This is a genomic window from Thiothrix eikelboomii, from assembly GCF_900167255.1.
Taxonomy (GTDB): Bacteria; Pseudomonadota; Gammaproteobacteria; order Thiotrichales; family Thiotrichaceae; genus Thiolinea; species Thiolinea eikelboomii.
This window is the reverse complement of the sequence record NZ_FUYB01000005.1, coordinates 212,159-234,142: the sequence shown is the minus strand read 5'-3', so window position 1 is coordinate 234,142 and position 21,984 is coordinate 212,159. Positions and strand designations below refer to the sequence as shown.

Genomic DNA, 21,984 nt, shown 5'->3' with positions numbered 1-21,984 from the left:
TTAGCGCCCTAAGTACTAACTCATAAAACTTAGGAGTTTTTAGTCAAGATACTTTTTATTATTGCAAAATTTTTACAAACCGCGTGCCAAGAAATTTGCCCTGACGGTTAAAGCGAAAGACTACCTGAACAGAAGCGGGCGTAGCACAAGCTCTACATCCGTCTTTTAATAAATAATTGAATACATAACTGATACCTGAACTCAGTTTATTCACCTTCACAAACGCTGCATTGGTACCCCAAAACTCTAAATTTTTATATTTTTTCTTCAGCTGTTTAAAGCTAGCATCTTGCTCTAAACCCGCCACTGTAGCGATTTCAGTATTAATCATCTTAGGTTGAGCATTTAGCAATACATACGCAGTATTCGTATTAGCCCGAAAGGGATAAATCACGCTGCCTAAATCGACTATGCCTTTTTCTTGGAAATTCGCCAGATAGCCCTCATAGTTAATGGCAGCACTGAAACTTAAAGCCTCTGCACTAGCGCCTAGTTGCTGCATTTTTTTTGCCACACAGGCGGAAGCGGCTGTATCACAGCTCATTAGCGCTGTAAAAGCTTGTTGATCGTTGACCTTCCAAACAGAAGACTTAGAATAAACACTGGTATTAGCTGAAGCAGTACTGATTAAACCAGTCAATAAAACAGTACTGATGATGGTTTTTACCCACATAAGTGACCTACTTGTGAACCCCTGAATGCGATAAGTTCATTATCTAGGACTATAATATTTTTTAGCATGCCGCAAATATGGGAGCATGTTGTTCTTGAGTGAGGCTTAGCTACCTTAAACAGGGGATTGCTTTAAAATTAATCAAATCAACCCTCTGTGCTTCGTGTAAAGCTTTAAGTATCGGCTTACAAACTGCTATACACTTTTTCGACGGCACGCTTCAGCATACCCATTAATAAGTCAACCTCATCACGGCTAATGACTAAAGGAGGCGCTAAACCCAAAATATCTCCATGCGGCATAGCGCGTGCGATCAAGCCTTCTTGCAAGCAAGCAGCTGAAACTTTTGCACCGATACCTTGATTTGGCAAAAACCGCTGTTTTTTCTGCTTATCTGCCACAAACTCTAAAGCCGCCAATAAACCGACACCCCGAACCTCACCCACTAAAGGATGCTCTGCAAAATGCTCTTGTAATTGTGCTTGCAGATAAGCACCCGTTTCCCGTGCATTGCCGGTCAAATTCTCACGCTCAACAATATCCAAATTTGCTTGGGCAGCAGCTACACAAACGGGATGGGCTGAATAAGTCCAACCATGCCCTAAAGCCCCTAATTGATCCGTACCCTGCTCTAAAACTTTCCAAACTTTTTCACCCACAATCACGCCTGACAAGGGTAAATAAGCAGAGGTTAACCCTTTAGCAATCGTTATTAAATCGGGCTGGATTTGATACGTATGTGCACCAAAATATTGACCAGTACGCCCAAAGGCTGTGACCACTTCATCCACGATTAATAACACCTCATATTTACGTAAGATCGGCTGAATCGCTGCCCAATAGCCTTGAGGCGGAGGAATAATGCCACCGGTTCCCATCACTGGCTCAGCAATAAAAGCAGCAATCGTTTCTGCCCCTTCCGCTAAAATTAAGCGCTCTAAATCCTCTGCACAGCGTTGGGAAAACATTGCTTCTGTCTCACCCGCTTCGGCGTTCCAATAATAGTGGGGGCAAGTGGTATGCAAGACCCCTTCTAAAGGCAAATCAAAAGCCTGCTGAAAAACTGGCAATCCCGTCAAACTACCCGTCATTAAGCCCGAGCCATGGTAAGCACGGTGGCGGGAAATAATTTTTTTCTTCTGGGGGCGACCTAACACATTATGGTAATACCAGACAAGTTTGATATTGGTTTCATTCGCATCCGAACCCGATAAACCATAATAAACCCGCTGCATACCCATTCCTGCTTGGCGCACAATGCGTTCAGATAAACGAATTACCGGTTCATGCGAATGCCCTGCGTAGGCATGATAATAAGCGAGTTGCTGAGCTTGGTGGGCAATCGCCTCAGCCAGCTCTTGGCGACCATAACCAACATTCACGCAATATAGACCCGCAAAGCCATCGAGACTCCGTTGACCGAGGCTATCCTCAACATACACCCCCTGCCCTCCAACGATGATACGGTTCGCCGCTTCACCTCTAGCGAACTGCGCTAAATGCGTAGAAGGATGTAAGGTATGAGCACGATCTAAAGCTGAAAGCGCTGCATGTAGTTGCTGATTCATGATTTAAACTCCTATGGTTTGCATAGCAGCGAGGCGCTGGCAAGCCATCGCTAAGTGACAACGATAAAGATGCCCAAAGGATGGGTAATTATTATTAGTGAGTAAGCGAATCGATTCACCGATTTCGCTATGAAACAAGGCTGCTTCCTTGCTGACATGCACCTCAGCCAATAAATACGGCCACATGCGAGCAGTACGATAAAATAATTGCTCAAGTATTTGGCGCAATGCTTGATTACCAACCAACTCCATTAAGCAATTAAAAACTTCAAGATTCAGCTCCGCAAAGCGCCGCTTAGGGTGGGAATGGCTGGCAATATCTAGGCAAGCGTGTTGTAAAGTGGTTAACCGCTCCACCAAAACTGGGGTCGGTGTTCGCGGAGCTAACACATCTATTAAACGCGCAAGCTCCATCCGCAGCTCAAAAACTTCTAATAACTCAGGCATGCTGAGTTCAGTCACAAAACTACCTGCGCCGTGGCGAATCTCTAATAAGCCTTCCACCTCTAAGCGATTAAGCACACGCCGAATCGGTGTACGACTCAGCTTAAACTCCTCGGCTAACTGCTCTTCAGCCAACCGCGCCCCCGGCACGTAATCTAACAGCACAATGCGCGTGCGTAAGGTTTGATAAATACTTTGAAAGCGTTGTTCCGCTTCAGAGCTAACTGAGGTGACATCTGACATAAGTGGCTAAGATCCAAGTTGTATACAAATATATTAATAGCACGCAAATTTAGACTTGAAAACTAGATTTTTATCTATTAAAAATAATATATGTATACAACAGAGCCAATCACATGAAAGCAAGTCGTCGTCGTTTCGAGCCAGCCGAATATTTGGAGCGCCAAACTAAAACCCGCACTGCGATGGAAGCAGCTGGACTTGAGCTATTAATCGTGACAGATCCCTCCAATATCGGTTGGCTGACTGGCTTTGATGGCTGGTCTTTTTATGTGCATCAGTGTGTCGTGATTGGTAATCAGGGCGAGCTATTTTGGTTTGGGCGAGGTATTGATGCCCCGACTGCTTATCTAACCACCGATTTACCTCCCAGCGAAGTCCTGAGCTATCCCGATCATTATGTGCAAACGTCTGAGCTTCATCCGATGGAGTATTTAGCCACGATCTTTAAACAGCGCCAGCTACATACGCGGCGCATAGGGGTTGAAAAAGACAATTACTATTTTTCAGCACGCGCCTTCGAAGCCTTGGCCACTTCACTGCCAACAGCACACTTTCAGGACGCGACTTGCTTAGTCAATTGGCAACGGGCGATCAAATCACCCCAAGAAATTATTTACCTGCAACGCGCTGGGCAAGTGATTGAACAGGTTTATCAACGGGTTCTGGAAGTTGCCGAGCCGGGGATGCGTAAAAATGAATTAGCGGCAGAAATTTTACATGCCAGTACTTGGGGGACTGCAGAGCATTATGGCGACTACACGGCCATCGTCCCGCTGATGGGGATGGGCGAAGAAGCCTCTGCCTGCCATTTAACTTGGGATGGCACTCGACTCGAACCAGATCAGGGGATGTTTCTAGAATTAGCGGCGGCACATCATCGCTATCATTGCCCGCTCTCACGCACGCTGTATTTTGGCAAGCCACCCGCTAAATATCGCAAGCTAGAGCAAGTGATTGCCGAAAGTATTGAGCGTCTCCTACCTTTATTTAAACCGGGCAATACCTGTGGTGAATTAGCTCAGACGTTTTTCAATTATCTTCATCACCACGGTTATGAAAAAAATAATCGCTGCGGTTACTCAATTGGAATGAGCTATCCACCCGATTGGGGCGAGCGCACCATGAGTTTACGTGCCGAAGACTCAAGCATTTTACAAGCAGGTATGTGTTTCCATTTTATGCCCGGGATGTGGTTTGAGGATTGGGGCTTTGAAATGACGGAAAGTATTCTGGTGACAGCTCAAGGTGGTGCATGCTTAGCCAATGTTCCACGGCAAATCTTGGTGAAATAGGTAATCTCAATGAGCAAATTAGATCACCCCATCAGTAGCAGTATTGATTTCGAACAAGACGGTATTCAACACGGTTTCTTACGCCTACCCTATTCACGTAATGATTCAGCTTGGGGAGCGATTTTAATTCCCATTGTGCAATTCAAAAACGGTGTAGGTCCTACAGCACTGATCACTGGCGCCAATCATGGCGATGAATATGAAGGACCGATTGCTTTATATAATTTTGCTCAACGCACTGATTTAGAATGCTTTCAAGGGCGGGTTATCTTGATCCCTGCGATGAACTACCCTGCTTTTCAGGCAGGTACACGGGTTTCACCCTTGGATCAACTGAACATGAACCGAATCTTTCCGGGTAAAGTCGATGGCTCAGTCACCCAAGTATTAGCCGATTATTTTAGCCGTAGGTTATTACCGATGGCTGATTATGTGTTAGATCTGCACTCTGGTGGTAAGACTCTGGATTTTTTGCCCTTTGCGGCTTGCCATGCTTTATCCAACCCAGCACAACAGGCTCAATGCGAAGCTGCAATGCAAGCCTTCGCTGCACCTTATCACTTAAGACTCTTAGAAGACACACGCGGCATGTATGATCACCAAGCAGAAATGATGGGTAAAGTATTTGTATCAACCGAATTAGGCGGTGGCGGTACAACCCATCCACGTTCTATCGCCTTGGCTAAACGTGGCCTTGATAATTTTTTAATTCATGCAGGAATTCTCCAAGGAGCATTACAAAACGACCCTCAACCCAGCCAAGGTTTAGACATGAATCAGCAGAGTTATGTGTTTGCTGAACATCAGGGTTTATTAGAGCCGTGTGTGAGTTTAGGTGATGAGGTCGAGCAAGGACAATTAATCGCCTATATACATACCATTGAGCGAACCGCTGTCAAGCCACAGGCCTATTACGCTCGCTCTAGTGGCCTAGTTTTAGCGCGACATCTACCTTCGTTAATCAAAATGGGCGATTGCTTACAAGTTATAGCCACTTTAAAACCAAATTTATAGAAAAATGCAAGCATTTTTTAAAAAGTTTTCCACACCCTAAACCAAAAAAATTATCCACTTGTCAAGTGGTAGTGAGCTGCGAGCAACACGAATACTATTGAGTGAAACTTTCTATAACTACTTGATTTTAAAATATAAAAAATATTGATTAATTTTTGATCAATCTGTTAATAGCCGCGATTCATCTGCCATCCAGAAGACTATCCGCAAGTTATCAACAGACTTATCCACAGCTTCTGTGCATAACCGCTAATTTCCTTTGAGCAACAAGGATTTGTCACCGTTCTGTCATTAAAATTAAGCCCCAAAAAATATATTCAGCCCCCAAGATCGCCAATCTTGTAAAATGCTCATTTATGGAAGCAAGATTACTCATCGCTGTACCGCGCCCATTGCGCACCCTGCTCACTTATACCTATCCAGCAACAGCTCAAATCACTCTAGGCTGCCGCGTCGCTGTACCTCTAGGGCATGGACGTAGTATCGGGCTAGTTATAGCATTAGCAGAAAATGCTGCGAGTACGCCCTATCAACTCAAACCAATCAAAGCACTGTTAGACCAAGAGCCATTACTGGATGCTCACTTACTCGAATTTCTACAATGGGCAGCGCGCTATTATCATCATGCGATTGGTGAAGTTATCTTTAGTGCTATTCCCAATGCCTTGCGAGCAGGTCGACCTTTACCGCAAGTCCTCACTTGGCAAGCAATCCCGACACCCGATGCAGCCGCTCAACTCAAACGGGCTAAGCGCCAAGCCGAGTTATATCAATGGCTCAGCCAACAAACTGAGCCGAGTTCTGCCCAAGCTATTCATACGCAGCTAGGGGCGAGTTGGCGGCCGATCTTAGCTGCCTTGGTTGATAAGGGTTTGGTAGCAGAAAACCTCAGTCCGACACGAATACAGCGTTCTAGCTTGGGTAAACTGACTCCCAAACTCGTGTTAAGTGAGCAACAGCAAGCATGCCTGCTCCAATGTGAAACTTGGATGCAAGCATCGACCCTACAACCCATTTTATTGCAAGGGGTAACAGGCAGCGGCAAAACAGAAATCTATTTACGCTTGATCGAAACTTATTTAGCCCGTGGTCAGCAAACCCTGATTTTAGTCCCCGAAATTGGCTTAACTCCGCAACTCGTACAGCGCTTTAGCGATCATTTTCCTGAGCAGCAAATCAGTTGCTTGCATTCGGGCTTAAATGATACGGAACGCTTGCAAGCGTGGATGGATGCTCGTTCAGGACAAGCCGATATTGTGATTGGCACCCGCTCTGCGGTATTTACAGCCTTTGCCGATTTGGGGCTGATTATCATTGATGAGGAGCATGATACCTCGTTCAAGCAGCAAGAAGGCTTTCGTTATCACGGGCGGGATTTGGCGATTAAGCGAGCGCAGATGCTAAATATTCCGATTTTACTAGGTACTGCAACCCCCGCTTTAGAAACTTTGCAGAATGCCGATCAAGGCCGCTATCACTACCTGCGTCTTGAACAGCGCCCAGGTAAAGCACGCCCACCCAGTTTAGAAGTACAAGATATTCGTGGGCAACATTTGCACTCGGGTTTAAGCAAGCTCAGTTTACAAGCTATTCAGCGCAGTTTAGAGCGCAATGAACAAGCTATGCTTTTTATTAATCGACGTGGCTTTGCCCCGATGCTGCTTTGCCCTGCTTGTGGCTGGCTTGCCCATTGCCCGGCCTGTAGCGCAAATATGACCTATCATGCGCGGAAAAATCGTATTATTTGCCACCATTGTGGAGCTGATGAGCGCGCAGAAGCGGCTTGCCCAGCCTGTCAGAATCCACAATTGATAACCCAAGGCCAAGGTACTGAACGCATTGAATTAGTTCTCCAGCAGTATTTTCCAGAAACCCCCGTAGTACGCATTGATCGGGATACCACTAGTCGGAAAGGCTCACTCGAACGCCATCTAGAAACTGTACGTAACACCGAGCGTTTGCTATTGGTGGGAACACAAATGTTGGCTAAGGGACATGATTTTCCAAATTTAACTTTGGTCGTTATTTTGGATGTGGATGCTGCTTTATTAAGTTCGGAATACCATGCTTTGGAACGTTTTGGGCAATTGTTTACACAAGTCGCAGGGCGTTCAGGACGCAGCAATAAAGCCGGGCATGTCATTTTGCAAACCACCCAGCCCCAACACCCTAAGTTATTAACCTTACTACACACGGGTTACCTAGCCTTTGCTCGCCAATTAATTGAAGAGCGTAAGCAATGGCAATTTCCGCCCTTTAGTTATCAAGCCTTGATTCGTGCAGAAGCCGCTGAAATGGACCAAGCTTTACAGTATTTAGAACAATTGCGCCTAAGCATACCCGCACAAGCCGGTGTGTTTTTGATGGGGCCGGTGCCAGCACCCTTAGAAAAACGCGCTGAACGCTACCGAGCACAACTGCTAATTCAGGCGGAGAGTCGGCAATTGCGGCATCTTTGCCTAAACTATTTAACAAACCAAGAAAAAAATAGCCCAAACCAAAAAAGCCTTCGCTGGTCTATAGACATAGATCCTGTAGAATTATCATAATGCTGGATGCGCTTCTTGCTACTAGACATTAAATAAACCTCAGGATCGCGTACATTCACTGCGCTAATAATGGATTAATAATGATCATGACTAAAGATTTCAAAACGACAGAGACTGCTGCTGCTTCTCAATACGGAATTAGCTGGGTTTTAGGTGGGATCGCGGTCGGCTTATTAGCAGGTGGGGTTGTTTATGCCTTAATCAGCCCCAAGCCGCCAACGGTATCCGCAGCGACACCCTCGCCTACCACGACGAATACAGCTGTGTCGGCTAACCCCGGCACAAACAACAGCTCTACGAGTACGGCAACCAGTAGTTTACAGGATAAGCCCTCAACGACCGATAATCGCCCCGGCTTTAGTTATCATGCAGTCCTACCACAATTGGAAATGTCCGTACCAATGACGGTACATGAAGATAATCCTGATGGTGAAACGACCAAAGCAGCCACTACTGAAGAGAAAAAACCAGTCAAAACAGCGGAGCTAACCGCATCTAAACCTGAGTCAGAACCAGCAGTCGAAAAACCGCAAGTGGCTACTCAGGGTAAGATCATGTATCAACTCGGTGCTTATAAATCGGAAGCTCAGGCCAGCCAAATTCAACGTTTGGCCAGTCAAAAAGGCTTAAATACCCGAATCGAGGCGACTGAAATTAAAGGTGAGCGCTGGTATCGGGTACGCTTAGGCCCGACTAACGATGCTAAGACAGCGAATCGCTGGAAACAGATGCTTTCAGGTATGGGAATTAGCGCAATGGAAATTCGTTTGTAATAATAGCGCAGATAAAATTTAATAGAATAACGGTTGGTAAAAGTTAAAGGAGTATTCATGGCTTATTTAGATACCGGAACTGGTTTAGTCGTTGCCCAAGCGTCTGAAGCTGAACGCAGCACCTTTATTCGCCGCACCTATCTGCATTTAGGTGGGGCTATTTTAGCTTTCGCTTTGCTGGAAGCTTTATTGATACGCTCAGGTGTTGCTGAGTCTTTTGTCGTGATGCTCAGTGGCAGTAAATGGTCATGGCTGATCGTCATGGCTTTGTTTATGGGTGTGTCTTACATCGCGGACCGTTGGGCACATTCGGCCATTTCTCGTGGCATGCAATATGCGGGGCTCGGCTTATTCGTGGTTGCTGAAGCGATTGTCTTTATGCCACTTATTTATATGGCCTTGCAATTTACAGCATCGACTGGCTCTAATGTATTGCTCAGTGCAGGCTTAATGACCGTCATGTTAGCTGGTGGGATTACCTTTACTGCCTTCAGCACTAAGAAAAACTTTTCGTTCTTAGCGCCCTTCATTACTGTCGGTGGCTTTGTCGCTTTAGGTTTGATTTTAGCCAGTATTATTTTCGGCTTTAGCTTAGGTTTAGTGTTTTTCGGAGCGATGGTGATTTTTGCAGGGGCAGTCATGCTCTATCAAACTTCACAAATCATCCACGAATATAATAGTGAACAATATGTAGCAGCTTCTTTAGGCCTATTTTCTAGCGTTGCCTTAATTTTCTGGTACATCGTGCAATTCCTGATGAGCCTTGGCAGCAGCGATTAAATTAATCCATTTCCATAAAGGCGCTAGTTTTAGCGCCTTTTTTATTTTTACTGGCTAATAAAAATAGTGCATCAGTTAGTTAATCAACTACTGGATAAAACCTTAATCTATGAGGATTAATCTATGAGCATTTATGCAATAGGTGATATTCAAGGCTGCTATGAACCCTTACGGCGTTTATTGGATCAAATACGTTTTGATCCCCGCTATGATCAATTGTGGTTTACAGGTGATTTAGTCAGTCGCGGTAAACATTCCTTAGAAACTTTGCGCTTCGTGCGATCTTTATCCTTAGACCATGCTGCACTGAGCGTTTTGGGTAATCATGACATCAGCTTAATTGCCGCCGCTTATGGCCTGATAGAGCCACATAAAAGTCTGCGTAAATTGCTGGATGCACCTGATTTATTTGAATTAGTCGAGTGGCTACGTCAATGCCCTTGTTTACACGTCGACCCTGACCAGCAAATGATCCTAGTCCATGCAGGCATTTCGCCTGAATGGGATTTAGCCCTAGCACAACAACAAGCCACTCGACTTGAGCAGGCCTTGCGCCAAGCGCATCCAGAAACTTGGTTAGCCACCGCTTATGGAAATCAACCCGCAGCTTGGCACAACTGCCAAACCCCAGCCGATCAAGATCGTTATAGCTTAAATGCCTTCACCCGCATGCGCTTCTGCTATCCTGATGCAAGCTTGGAATTTCAGCAAAAATTGAACCCAATCGCCGTTAGTCAGTCTCAAGCAGAACTGATCCCTTGGTTTCGCCATCCCAAACGTTTGCCTATTCCTTATACAATACTGTTTGGGCATTGGTCTACTTTAGGGTATCATCGGGAGCATAATATAATAGCGCTAGATACTGGCTGTGTATGGGGCGGCCATTTAACTGCGTTAAATATTGATACTAAAAATCGTATTGGGCAGGCTTGTCACGATTATGAGCGACGAGAAAAAGGATAATGTGCCCCAACCAACAACCTATTTGGGCACTGTTAAAGTCAATATCTTAGGCAAAGATTATTATGTACAAACTAGTACTCCGCCGATGAGTGCTAGCTTAGAAGAGCTCGAACGAGCACTGAAACACAATCGTGGGCTAATTGGGCAAGCTCAAGAACAAATGAAAGCAGCGGTCATTGATCAGATGTTTATGTTCAAACCACCGATGCTGGTTAATTTCGATAGCCCCACGCAAAATGCCATCATGGCACATATCAATATCAATATTCTGATTCCACTGATTAATTTGCGCGGGGGTCATGCAGTGTTTGAGAAAGCAGAGACTTTTCACGTCAAATCCCGAGTGGAGATTATGCGTAATGCGGCCGAGCGCGTTGCTTATATGGAGCAACAAGCTAAAACTAGCCCGGTAAAATCTGCCTTTGTAATTGTTATTGTACTGGCTTTAGTGATGTCTGTGCTGATGGTCAATCAGGCGTGAACCAGAATTTCTGCCACCGAAGCCTCCAAAGCTGGCAAATCGGGGATCAAACATACCAGCTGTGAAATCCTTACTTGCCGCGCCACATAAGGGCAACGTTGAGTGTTGCCACTATAGTCATCGCGTAAAGTATCTTCACTAATTTCGACCGTCTGCAAACCACCTTGCACCTGTAAGGCAATAAACGGCAGATCATCACAATCAGAAACCGTATGTAAAATTAAACAGTTACTTGCGGTTTCGATATTACCCTCACCGAGCATACATAAGGATTCAAGAGAGACCACTGGCACAGGGCGATTTAACCAACTCAGCCAACCAAGAATCCCCGGTAGCTCCGAGGATGCTAAATGTTCGGCAGTCACTAATTCAGCAATTAAATTAAACGGTACAATCAAACTACCATGTTGTAAGCGTAAGACGGCACATTTAATCATTGGTTTGATAGGATTCATACAGCCATCTCCTCAGCCCAGTCTGGATTCAAAGCTAAATAACGCCGGATTAAAGCCATGAGTTCTTGGTTTTGATAAGGTTTACCTAAGAAACTATTCGCTCCCAATTGCTCGGCTCTTTGTTGATGCTTGTCTGCAGTACGTGAGCTAATCATAATAATCGGCACATGATTCCAGTCTGGATTTTGGCGCACAGTTTCTAACACTTCAAAACCGTCCATCCGGGGCATTTCAATATCCATTAAAATTAAATCAGGATCGAATTTATCCAACATCTCCAAAGCCTCTAACCCATCTTTAGCGGTGCCTACTAACATATTTTCGCTGATCAAAAGCTTTTCTGTGACCTTACGCACAGTAATTGAATCATCCACCACTAAAATATGCGGACGCTCGTGCTGCTCGGACGACTTCATCGCAAATGTTTTATCGGTTGCCTCAACACTGCTCTTACTACTGCTTGTTCCACTCACGCGCAAAGCCAGATCAGCCATATCTGGGAGCAATACGACCTCACCATCACTGGTAATCGTCGCAGATGAATAGAAGCGACTTTCTTTAAATAAACTCCCCAAAGACTGTAAGACCACCTCACGTCGGCCAAAGATCTTATCAACGATCCAAGCAATACAATGCCCACCACTGGTACGAACAAAAACCACCGGATAGACATGCTCATCCTGTAACACTAATTGGCTACCCGGCTCTAACAGAGCACCTAAATAACGCACTACATAATCATGGCCACTAAAGGCAATGAATTTATCGGTCTGATCCAGATGCTCTCGCACTTTATTCAAATCTAAGCGTGCCAAACCCTGCACATAACCTAAAGGTAAGGCATAAGTTTGGCTCTGTGTGCCGACAAACAAAACTGGGTTAGCCGCCATTGCAAACGGTAAGCGCATGGTAAACAGTGTGCCCTGTCCTTCGACCGAGCTAATTTGCAGATGCCCGCCCAAGGCTTTCACCTCTGAGCTGACCACATCCATGCCAACACCCCGCCCCGAGATTTGGCTAAGGGTATGCGCGGTAGAAAACCCCGGCCGTAAAATCAAGCGCAGAACTTCCTGATCCGATAAAGACTCTTGCGCACGAATCAGCCCTAACTCCTCAGCCTTAGCCAGCAAGCGCTTGCGATGCAGACCACGGCCATCATCTTGTACTTGGAAAACAATTTCGGTGTCTTCACGGAATACTTTTAAACTCAGCATCCCCTGAGCAGCCTTACCGAGAATCAGCCGCTCTTGTGGAGGCTCAATTCCATGTGACACTGCATTCCGCAATAAATGCTCAATGGGGGCTGTCATCCGTTGCAATAAATGCCGATCGAGCCTAAACGATTCACCCTCGACCTCAAGATTCACCTCACGCCCTAATTCAGACGAGGTTTGACGCACAATCCGCTTTAAGCGTGGCACAATCACCATTGCTTCAACTAAGCGCGTTTCTAGTAAATCTTGATGCAAATAACGACTTGAGCTAAGGGCATCTTTTAGTACAGCATTACTATTGCGTAACTGCACCCCTAAATCGGCTTCGATATTCACCAAGTCATTTAAACTTTCAGCCAAGGCTCTTGAAAGGCGCTGTAATTCAGAATACTGATCCATCTCGAGTGGATCAAAATCAGCGCCTTTATTCTGAGCCGCTGCTGATTGGCGATAACCTGCATGAATTTGCGCTTCGGTTTCTAGCTCTAAAGAGCGCAGTAGTTGCTTTAAGCGGGACGCGGTGCGACTAAACTCACCCACATCATCCGTCATGAGTTGCAGACGTTCACTTAAAGTATTTTGTTGCATATTCAAGCTACCGGCGCGGTCAATCATCTTATCTAAGAAAACGGCAGGTAAACGAATTTGCTCTTGTGCTAAGGCAGCACTTGCCTCGTCACTCAGGCTAGGCGTAACTTGTTTAGTTTCAGGTTTTTTCTCTATTAATACGGAGCTGTCCGGCAAGGAGAGTGCTTTTTCTGCTAGCAAACGCTCTAATAAACTATCATACGTTTTAACCGGTGTATGAATGCTCGGTGCATTCAAATAAGTACCAAGGCTAGTGCTTACTGCTTGTTGCTGCGACTCAGTAGGCACTGACGGTTGAATAACTGGTTTAGATTTAGGTTCACCTTCAGGCACAAGCGCCTCTAATGCGGGTGCTTGCTCTAAATGCAGATAAGTTTCTGCTAGGCTATTAATCTGATCCACTAGACTTTGGAGCAAGCGTAGCTTAGTCGCTACCTCTTGCGGGCTAGCATGCCGCCCCAATTTTTCTAACAAAGTTTCCGCTTGATGGGCTAGGTCGCCTAAATCGGTTAAGCGTGCCATGCGTGCTCCACCCTTTAAGGTATGTAGCTCCCGCTCTAAAGAACGTCTAATCTCCCAATCGGCTGGCTTAGCATTCAGGGCTTGCATCCAATGATCCATACTCCGCAACTGATCGGGCAGCTCCTCACGGAACATGGTCCATACCAATTGATTTTCAGTTTGATCATCAAATTTCGGTGGCAGACTAGTGGGTGTTTCCAAAGGAACTGGATCTTCAGTCCGCTGATTTACCTCGTTAGCTGCAAGCTCAGGTTCGGATTCAGCTTCGGGTTGATGTGCTGCCAACCATGTCAATTCTTCAATAGGAGCAGCTGATAGCGTTAATTCTGATTCAGGTTGAGGTTCAGGTTTAATGGTGCTGGACATCTCGGCTGCCTGAGTCAATTCAGGTAAACTTGACTCAAAGACATCCGTTGCCATCAAGAAACTATCACTAGAACCATCATCTAAGCTAGGGCTTAGGAAGTCATCAGTGTAGTCTAGCTTCGCGGAGAAACTAGGTAGAGTTTCATCAATAATCTCGGCATCCGTGATAATAAACGCAGCATTAGCCAGCTCAGGGCTTGGCTCTTCTACAGCACTCGCAGGCGCTTTGGCTTCTAATTGAATAATCGAATCAAACAAGAGCAAATCAGGCTCAGCGCTCACTACGATATTCGGATCACGAATAAAATCTTCAACCTTTTTAATTTCGGCTTTAGCATCCGCATCAGTTTGCGTGGCAGTCAGGAAAAAATCCAAGCGCTTAGTCAGATACTGGGTTGATTGATTTAAGAGTTCACAACAGCGCTCATTAATCGGTAAGGTTTTTTCTAACACGCGGTTGAGCATGCATTCATGCGCCCAAGCATAATCACCAAGGGCTAAAGCACCTGCCATCCGCCCACTGCCCTTGCAGGTATGGTAGCCACGGCGAATGTCTTTCAGCAGCTCAGAATACTGTTGCTGTTGCAACCATTGTGGAATCCACTCTTGGAAATTGGCTTGGATTTCGGTGATTTCTTCCACGAAGATTTCGTAGATGTCATCGCCAACTTTCTCACGTAAAGCTGACGAATCATAAGTCTCTGTATTTAGACTGCTCGAACTGCTCAAGCTACTCGTTTCAAGAACGGCAGCTGGAGCAGTGACCGCTAGGATCGGTGGGCTTAAGCTTCCGTGAGTAGACGCTGATTGCGTAACTTCACAAAAAGGCTCTGCGGTGTTTGCTGTTTGGCTTTTTTTTTATGCTCCAGCTCAGCCTGCCCTTGAGCAAGATTGGCCTCGTCTAACAAATCCACCTTGGTATAATCGTCTAGCTCACGCAGCTTCTCAAAACCCACGGGTACTAAGGGTAAGTGATCTTCATTATTACTAATACATGACAAGGCTGCCTCCAGCAAAGTCATAATATCGGCAACACAATAAATCTCTTCTAAGGCTGGTTTACGTTTGGAAACTTGTAAGTCTTTACTTAGATACGCTTTCACACCTTGAGCTAAGGGCTGAATTTCTTGGTGGCCTAAAACATCTAAAGCCCCAGAAATACCCCGCAGAATCTTGGTAATTTCCTCCAAATGAGTGAAATTACCTGCCTCTTGATGGAAGGCCGCTAATTCGGTTTGTGCTTTTGCCAAAGCCGTTAAGGAAGTACGCACCGCTTCACGCACTGCACTTAATTCACTCCCGCTTTGCCCCTCCCCAAAGAAAATTTCTTGAGTACGGTCATAGCCGGTTTCAGCATACTCATGTAGCACGGTTTCTAATTTTAAATAGTGCTCACTCATACGCTCTAACAGATCAGGGCTTAGCTGTAGATTAGCAGCCACCGAAGCTTGCTGCTCTGTAGCAATTTGATCCGTCAGCTCAGCAGCCGTACCTAAGCCTAACATCCCCAAAGTTTGTGCTAAACTCCCCGTCCGTTTAGCAACCTCACCTAATACCGGAGCAGGATGTTCACGCTGACCGAGGCTTTCAACCTGCGACATTAATAAGGTTAATTCATCTTGCAACTGCGAAGAAACCGCCTGCCATAGTTCACGTCCGGGCTTGGTATAATAAGTACGTAACTCTTGCAAAGTACCGCCTTTAGGCAGATACAAATCTAAATGATAAGCCTCTTTAACCGCGCCTAAAGTACCCTCACTTTCCTCGGCTAAACCCACGTAATACAGTAAGTTTTTCAATAGCTCATCAGGCAAGGACTCGTTATAAGCCGTTTCTTGTAAATCCCCAAACCGCCGAATTTCACGCTCCATCCGCCCCATCAACAATTTAACGGCCGCGCTATCTTCTAATTTATTTTCTTCTAAAGCTTGTAATAACCCACCCGTCACCCACCATAAGGCGCGTAAACGCTCTTTTTCATGCAGGGTCAGCATATTAGCCGCGACCTTACGAGCCGCTTGCAAGTGGAAAGCCGGGCGGTCATTGTTATACCAACCTAAGAGGGCTTTTTGCATATAGAAGCGCAGACGCTTGGTGGCTTGATCCAATTTATCCGCCGGCAAAGCGATATATTTATCCGTACCGATTTGCTCATTAGTCACTACACCCTCAGCCGGCAAAAAGACCAAATGCTCAGATAATAGTTCGGCCTCACGGGCGGCACGTAAATTATTCAGCATCGGCAACACAATGACGGGTAAATCAGCATAGCCATCCCGTAAATGCTTCAAATATTCGGATAATTGTAATAAACCATCCGCTGTCACCGTGCAGGCTTCTTGCCAGTTTTTCACCTTCTCTTGGCGAATGGCATCCATTAATAGGACAACCTCGCGCCCTAACATATAAGCGCCTTCGGTATCCAAGATGTCCAACACCCCAAGCGCGTGCCGGGCTTTACCAATGGCTAGCTCTAAATGACTTAAAGCTGTGTCGCCTACATACTGAGAAAATGATTGGCGGGTTTCAGCTAATAACTTTTCAGTTTCCCCAAGCACCCATCCCAGACGACTAGCTAGACTCGATTTATCGGAAATCATGCGACTTGTGCCCCCATACGTCTGTTCACTTTTTTATAATCATTATTATTCATCATTTTCTGCCTTCTACTTGATCGGCGCTGTCTTATTCAAAGTAAAATCGGCAATCGAGCGCCGCAATTCACTCGCTGTTTCGTTCAAGTTGGAAACCAGTTCCGTAGTTTCTTTACTGAACTGCTCAGTTTGTAGCGTGCCTTCTTGAATGGATTGCATCGTACTAGTCACTCGGGTTGCCATATCTGCTTGCTTAAAAGAAGCATCGGAAATATTAGCGATCAAGCGGGCTAAACTGGTCGAAACCTCTTCAACTTCATCTAAGGCTGCACCCGCTGAATCTGCATTACGCGAGCTAGTCACGACTCTAGCCGTGGTTTGCTCCATCGAGGCAATCGCTTCTTGGGTATCGGTTTGAATTGCACGTACTAATAAATCAATCTTGCGACTTGCCTCTGCAGAACGTTGAGCTAATTGTTGCACTTCATCCGTGACACGCTCAAAGCTCCGCCCACCTCCAGCGATTGATGAAGTTTGAATGGAAGCATTCAAGGCTAAGATATTGGTTTGCTCAGCAATATCATTCATGAGGCGCACAATATCCCCTACCTCTTGCGAGGTTTCACCTAAGCGTTTAATCCGTTTTGAGGTTGATTGAATCTGTTCGCGCACGGTCACCATATCTGCCATTGCACTGCGAACCGTATGTGCACCTGCTTGAGAAATTTCTAAAGATTTACGGGCAACCTCAGTTGATGCTGCCGCATTGCGGGAAACTTTGTGAATCGAATGGGTCATGGCCGCAATCGCTGAGGAGGCCATTGAAATTTCTTCCGATTGGCGAGTACTGGCTTGTGAGAGTTGGGTAATGCGTTTATCTGCAATCTGTGCAAAACGTGTTAAACGTCCTGAAGTATCATCAATTTTAATGACTAATTCGCGCAAAGCATCGACCGCATAATTCACCGAATCCGCAATCGTGCCGGTAATATTTTCCGAAACCGTCGCTCGGATGGTTAAATCCCCTTCGGCTAGGGTACTCATTTCATCCAACAAACACATAATCGACTCTTGCTGCTCTGACTCCACCTTACTCCAAGCCGTTTGTTGGGTATAAAAACGATAAAATAGATAAGTCACCCAAAGTACATTCAAGAGCATCACAAAACAGCCTAACATGCCAATATGCATAGCCTGTTGATAATCAAGCCACGCTGACCCAATGACAAACAGGATGATCATGCCCATGATGCTAAATAGCAACAAGCCGATCGGTATCCAGATCATTTTGCCAGTAAAAAAACTGTTTGAGAGTTGCGTTGAATTATCCATTTTTTTTTATTCTTTTATTCAAGCTCGCTCATTAAACTGTTGAAGTCGAGAGCACAGAACGCTGTAACTCTAAACCACGCATTAAGTTTCTCGCTTGCAAGATTGGCATTACCTCACCATTCATTACAATGCATTGTGTGGCATATGAGCGCCAGACGGCCAGACTATCACTTAAAACTTTAATTTCAGCACTATCTGACCAAATGTGACGAATCCCAATTAATTCATCCACTTTAATACCGAACCATTCCTCTTGCCCTTGTACGACTAGAATCCGCGCTGACAATTGATTAATCGAACCACTCGATTGCCCTAAAAACAGCTGACGCCCATCTAAAACATTCAATAACTGATTGCGAAAATAAGTAAGGCCTAACATCCAGTTGGGTGCACCGAGTACTTTGGTTAATTTACCGGGTGCAATCACTTCATCCACCTCGTCTTGACGCAGTACACAACGCCAAGTACCAATTTTTACCACCAAAGCAGACCACGCTTCGATCGGTCCTTGATGTTGTTCTGCCTCAAGCTGACGTTTTCTCTCTCTTAGCAGAGCTAAACCGACCAGCAGTTCATAAGGGCTGGCCATGTTTTATCCCCCCGGCGCATACTTGCTGATTACACCTAAAAGCTCGGGTAATTTAACCGGCTTAATCAAATACTCTTTCGCACCTTGGCGCATTGCCCACAAACGATCAGTCTCCGTTGATTTGGAGCTGCAAACAATAATGGGGATATGCCGAGTATCTGGATTACGACTTAAATCACGTGTCGCCTGAAACCCATTGACTAATGGCATCACCACATCCATTAGAATCAAATCGGGTTTACAAACACGCGCCACTTCAATACCTTCTTGCCCGTTACATGCAATGCTGACTTTATAGCCATGATGCTCTAACAGAGATTTAAATATCCGCGTCTCTGTTAAAGAATCATCAATAATCAGCACATGCTTAGCCACAGTTCACTACTCCCGAGCGACAGCTGCACCATCTCCGACTCTTTCATGTGTCGCTTGGAGATGTGGCAAAACATGGCTATAAATCGTTGACAGTAAATCTTGACGAGTAAACGGCTTAGTCAGATACTTATCTGAACCCGCTAAACGCCCCCGTGCTAAATCGAACAAACCATCTTTGCTCGACAACATAATCACAGGAATGTCTCGATAATTACGGTTGGCTTTAATCAGCGCACATGTCTGATAACCATCCAAACGGGGCATCATAATATCCACGAATACGACATCTGGTTTGAACGTGGCAATGATAGGCAAAGCCTCAAAACCATCGGAAGCGGTCGTTACCCAACATTGATATTCGGATAACAAGGCCTCTGCTGTACGCAGAATCGTTTTGCTGTCATCAATAATGAGTACCTTCAGGCCTGACAGGTCTCGACCTGGAGTAACTTGGTTTGGATCTGACGTATTCACGCGCGTCGCTCTTTATGTATTTTTATTTATGTTTTTTAAAGGTCAGCTGATCATGTCAGCAAGCCTCTAACTTGCAAAAGGCCTATCTACTGACAGATACTGACTGACTCGCATCATAACCATTAAAGCTGATACTCAGTCTAAAGAAACCCCTGTCACTCACAAAGATTCTTCGGACAAGCGCATCAAGCTGCAGTCTGGATGGTCGCTGTCAATGCACTCACTAAAGTAAGATGCGTTATTTCTGGCGCACAATTGCGTCTAATCGGCAGCCCCGTTGTTCCTATTCCACGACTGGTATAGACCCAAGACTGATTCACACGATGCAAGCCTTGGACATATTTTTTCCCCAAGTAAGGCCGAATAAACGGTTTACCCGGTTTTACTTGAACTTGCCCCCCGTGGGTATGCCCTGATAGCTGCAGAGAAATCCGCGTATCATCCGCATACCAATCAATCATATCCGGCTCATGAGCCAACAATACGACCGGTATATTACCCCGATGCCCGGCTAACGTGGCCTTAATATCCGGTTTTCCAAGCCAACCATCATCAATGCCCGCTAGATGCAGGCAATAATGCCCCACTTGAATATCCAAACCTTGATTACATAGCACCTTAATGCCATGACGCTCAAAGGCTTGGGTGATCAAAGCTGCATTCGCTTTAATATCATGATTGCCTAAGACCGCGAATAAACCAAACCGCGCATTTAACTTAGCTAAGGCGGGGGCTAAATCCAGAATATCTTGCTCATCATGCCAGACATAATCACCCGTTAAGACGATTAAATCAGGCTTTAATAAATTCGTGCGCGCCACTGCCCGCTCAATATGCTCTAATTGCGTAAACGGGCGTAAATGCAGATCCGTCAATTGCACGATTGTGAAACCCTCTATTGAGGGTGGCAAATGGGCAATCGGGATTTCTGTAAACTCCTCAACCAGCCAACGGATTTCATTGCGCCGCACAGCATGGTGCTCGTCATTGAAATAATCAAACTTGCCAATTTGATTGAGCATTTTTTGAGGGGTTTTACCCGCTTTAAGCATAACTAGACCTCTTGAATCAATGGCTTACATTCCATTGCGAAATTCTTCATTAAATAAACCGTCGCCTGCTCTAAGGGGTGCTAAGGCTTGCGCATAACGCTCTAAAATACCTAATGCCCATTGAATCCGCTGACGATAATAACGATCAGCCTCTGGAGTATTCATAGTGGCGTCTTCGTTTAATACCTGAGTCACCTCACGGATAATAATATGCTCTGGAAGATAACAAATACGATTATTTTTGTAACTGCTCATGCGTAATTCAGCCACTGGATAAGCTCCACCGGTTGAGGATGACACAGCAATAATTAATGCTGGCTTATGCGCTAGCTCGTTTCGCCCCCACATTAAGAAAAAATTCTTCAAGCCTGAAGGAACTTGGCCATGCCACTCTGGTGTGACAATCACAAACCCCTGACTAGCGGCTAGTTGCGCGGATAACGGATCAAGTAATTGCTGCCACTTAGGGTTACCCTCCCAAATGGATTCATCCCAAAGTGGCAAAGGATTGCCTGCCAAACTAAAAATATCCGCTTTAGTACCCTGTGCGCTTAAGACAGTTTGTACATAGTTGGCAACTTTTTCGCTTTGGGAGTTATGGCGGTGACTGCCACTGATGATCGTGAATTGCATACAGAACCCTTGACTGAAACTTGTTAAATATTTTAGCAGGGAGCTCATTGAAAAAGAAAAACCGGACATAATGCCCGGCTTCTCATTTTCACATCAGAACTCAATAATTAGCGATTTAAATAAATAAGCAAATATCTGAATCACCTGCAAATTCTAGGAAAGAGGCCGCACCTGCATATTCGACATTATCAATAAACTCAGAGTGCTCCATATCAAATAAATCAACGGTCATCTGGCAGGCGATAAATTTTACATCCGCCTCTAAACATAAATCACGCAGGTCACCTAAATCAGCGACCCCTTTGCCTGCCATTTGCTTTTTCATCATACTGGTCATCATGCCCTGCATGCCAGGTAGGGCTTGCAGTAGAACCGGCACTGGAAAAGGCATCGGCATAGCCGGGTTACCTAATGAAGTCACCGCTAATTTCATATCTTTCTTCAAAAGCTGTAAGCCATAGAAAGTGAAGAAAATTTTTACATCATAATCGAGGGCAGCCGCAGTTGAAGCCAGAATAAAGGGTGGATAACCCCAATCCAAAGTACCCTTAGTTGCAATAATTGCTAATTTCTTTGCCATAACCTGTTCCTTTCCATTTCCACCTTGAGCTTCCGTGTCTGCTAACTGCGGAAACCCACCTCTCCAAAGCTACCCATTAAAACCCAAGGTTTTAAGCGGCAGGACGTACAATCTGATAACCCGACTGATACCAGCCAATAATGCCACCGCGTAAATTAATCGCATCAATACCCGTATTTTGCTTTAAATACATACAGGCTTGTGCTGAACGGGCACCACTGCGGCAATACAGTACAATTTTTTCATCACTTGCAAACTCGCTCATCCGCAGCGGCAAAACATGCAAGGGCAAAAACTCTGCACCTTCGATAATCCCCTGTTGAAATTCAGCCTCAGAGCGCACATCCACTAAGCGCAGCTTTTCACCGCTGCTCAGCATGCTCTTTAGTTCTGATGCATCAACTTCATTGATTCCGTACATGGTGTCTCT

At 45.4% G+C, this 21,984-nt stretch carries 21 protein-coding genes; 7 read left to right on the top strand and 14 right to left on the bottom strand.

The features are described 5' to 3' along the window. Nucleotides 1–58: 58 nt before the first annotated feature. The 3 genes from B5D50_RS08200 to B5D50_RS08190 all read right to left on the bottom strand — a co-directional run bounded on the left by B5D50_RS08200 (nt 59) and on the right by B5D50_RS08190 (nt 2,928). Nucleotides 59–673 (bottom strand): hypothetical protein, encoded by a 615-nt coding sequence (locus tag B5D50_RS08200; RefSeq protein WP_078922104.1) that lies wholly within the window; start codon nt 671–673, stop codon nt 59–61. Nucleotides 674–858: 185 nt separating this feature from the next. After that, nucleotides 859–2,241 (bottom strand): aminotransferase, encoded by a 1,383-nt coding sequence (locus B5D50_RS08195; RefSeq protein WP_078922103.1) that lies wholly within the window; start codon nt 2,239–2,241, stop codon nt 859–861. Nucleotides 2,242–2,244: 3 nt separating this feature from the next. Further along, on the bottom strand, nt 2,245–2,928 hold the full coding sequence (locus tag B5D50_RS08190) for a GntR family transcriptional regulator (RefSeq protein ID WP_078922102.1): 684 nt from the start codon (nt 2,926–2,928) through the stop codon (nt 2,245–2,247). Between the two features lie 113 nt (nt 2,929–3,041). Between B5D50_RS08190 and B5D50_RS08185 the strand changes: the two genes are divergently transcribed. From B5D50_RS08185 to B5D50_RS08155, 7 genes are all read left to right on the top strand, one after another. Beyond that, a complete protein-coding gene (locus tag B5D50_RS08185) occupies nt 3,042–4,220 on the top strand; it encodes a M24 family metallopeptidase (protein ID WP_078922101.1) in 1,179 nt (392 codons plus the stop codon). Between the two features lie 9 nt (nt 4,221–4,229). Continuing rightward, entirely contained in the window at nt 4,230–5,234 is a 1,005-nt protein-coding gene (gene doeB / locus B5D50_RS08180; RefSeq protein ID WP_078922100.1) for a N(2)-acetyl-L-2,4-diaminobutanoate deacetylase DoeB, read from the top strand. A 356-nt stretch (nt 5,235–5,590) separates the two neighbouring features. Then, the gene (locus B5D50_RS08175) at nt 5,591–7,783 is read left to right on the top strand and encodes a primosomal protein N' (protein WP_078922099.1); all 2,193 of its coding nucleotides are present in this window, start codon (nt 5,591–5,593) and stop codon (nt 7,781–7,783) included. Between the two features lie 86 nt (nt 7,784–7,869). Then, complete coding sequence (locus B5D50_RS08170) at nt 7,870–8,556, top strand: SPOR domain-containing protein (RefSeq protein WP_159448598.1); 687 nt, start codon at nt 7,870–7,872, stop codon at nt 8,554–8,556. A 57-nt stretch (nt 8,557–8,613) separates the two neighbouring features. Next, entirely contained in the window at nt 8,614–9,336 is a 723-nt protein-coding gene (locus B5D50_RS08165) for a Bax inhibitor-1/YccA family protein (RefSeq protein WP_078922097.1), read from the top strand. 123 nt (nt 9,337–9,459) lie between these two features. Continuing rightward, complete coding sequence (locus B5D50_RS08160) at nt 9,460–10,299, top strand: symmetrical bis(5'-nucleosyl)-tetraphosphatase (protein ID WP_078922096.1); 840 nt, start codon at nt 9,460–9,462, stop codon at nt 10,297–10,299. Nucleotide 10,300: 1 nt separating this feature from the next. After that, nucleotides 10,301–10,780: a hypothetical protein gene (locus B5D50_RS08155; RefSeq protein WP_159448597.1), complete on the top strand. Its 480-nt coding sequence runs from the start codon at nt 10,301–10,303 to the stop codon at nt 10,778–10,780. Here B5D50_RS08155 and B5D50_RS08150 read toward each other — a convergent pair. From B5D50_RS08150 to B5D50_RS08100, 11 genes are all read right to left on the bottom strand, one after another. Continuing rightward, nucleotides 10,771–11,235, bottom strand: coding sequence for a chemotaxis protein CheW (locus tag B5D50_RS08150; RefSeq protein WP_078922094.1), 465 nt, complete (start codon nt 11,233–11,235; stop codon nt 10,771–10,773). The two genes, B5D50_RS08155 and B5D50_RS08150, sit on opposite strands and share 10 nt — an antisense overlap. Beyond that, nucleotides 11,232–14,654, bottom strand: coding sequence for a hybrid sensor histidine kinase/response regulator (locus tag B5D50_RS08145; RefSeq protein WP_078922093.1), 3,423 nt, complete (start codon nt 14,652–14,654; stop codon nt 11,232–11,234). The genes B5D50_RS08150 and B5D50_RS08145 overlap by 4 nt, the downstream gene beginning before the upstream one ends. Nucleotides 14,655–14,707: 53 nt before the next feature. Then, on the bottom strand, nt 14,708–16,525 hold the full coding sequence (locus B5D50_RS08140; RefSeq protein WP_078922092.1) for a FimL-related protein: 1,818 nt from the start codon (nt 16,523–16,525) through the stop codon (nt 14,708–14,710). A gap of 66 nt (nt 16,526–16,591) precedes the next feature. Next, nucleotides 16,592–17,851, bottom strand: coding sequence for a methyl-accepting chemotaxis protein (locus B5D50_RS08135; RefSeq protein WP_078922091.1), 1,260 nt, complete (start codon nt 17,849–17,851; stop codon nt 16,592–16,594). A 31-nt stretch (nt 17,852–17,882) separates the two neighbouring features. Continuing rightward, nucleotides 17,883–18,440: a chemotaxis protein CheW gene (locus B5D50_RS08130; protein WP_078922090.1), complete on the bottom strand. Its 558-nt coding sequence runs from the start codon at nt 18,438–18,440 to the stop codon at nt 17,883–17,885. 3 nt (nt 18,441–18,443) lie between these two features. Beyond that, entirely contained in the window at nt 18,444–18,815 is a 372-nt protein-coding gene (locus B5D50_RS08125; RefSeq protein WP_078922089.1) for a response regulator, read from the bottom strand. Nucleotides 18,816–18,821: 6 nt separating this feature from the next. Continuing rightward, nucleotides 18,822–19,289, bottom strand: a complete 468-nt coding sequence (locus B5D50_RS08120) for a response regulator (protein WP_078922088.1) — start codon at nt 19,287–19,289, stop codon at nt 18,822–18,824. A 185-nt stretch (nt 19,290–19,474) separates the two neighbouring features. Further along, nucleotides 19,475–20,341, bottom strand: coding sequence for a metallophosphoesterase (locus tag B5D50_RS08115; protein ID WP_078922087.1), 867 nt, complete (start codon nt 20,339–20,341; stop codon nt 19,475–19,477). A gap of 24 nt (nt 20,342–20,365) precedes the next feature. Next, nucleotides 20,366–20,974, bottom strand: a complete 609-nt coding sequence (locus B5D50_RS08110; protein WP_078922086.1) for an NADPH-dependent FMN reductase — start codon at nt 20,972–20,974, stop codon at nt 20,366–20,368. A 115-nt stretch (nt 20,975–21,089) separates the two neighbouring features. Continuing rightward, nucleotides 21,090–21,554, bottom strand: coding sequence for a sulfur carrier protein DsrE2 (gene dsrE2 / locus B5D50_RS08105; protein WP_078922085.1), 465 nt, complete (start codon nt 21,552–21,554; stop codon nt 21,090–21,092). A gap of 91 nt (nt 21,555–21,645) precedes the next feature. Beyond that, nucleotides 21,646–21,975 carry a rhodanese-like domain-containing protein gene (locus B5D50_RS08100; RefSeq protein WP_078922084.1) on the bottom strand — a complete coding sequence of 110 codons (330 nt, stop codon included), beginning with the start codon at nt 21,973–21,975 and terminating at the stop codon, nt 21,646–21,648. Between the last annotated feature and the right edge of the window lie 9 nt (nt 21,976–21,984).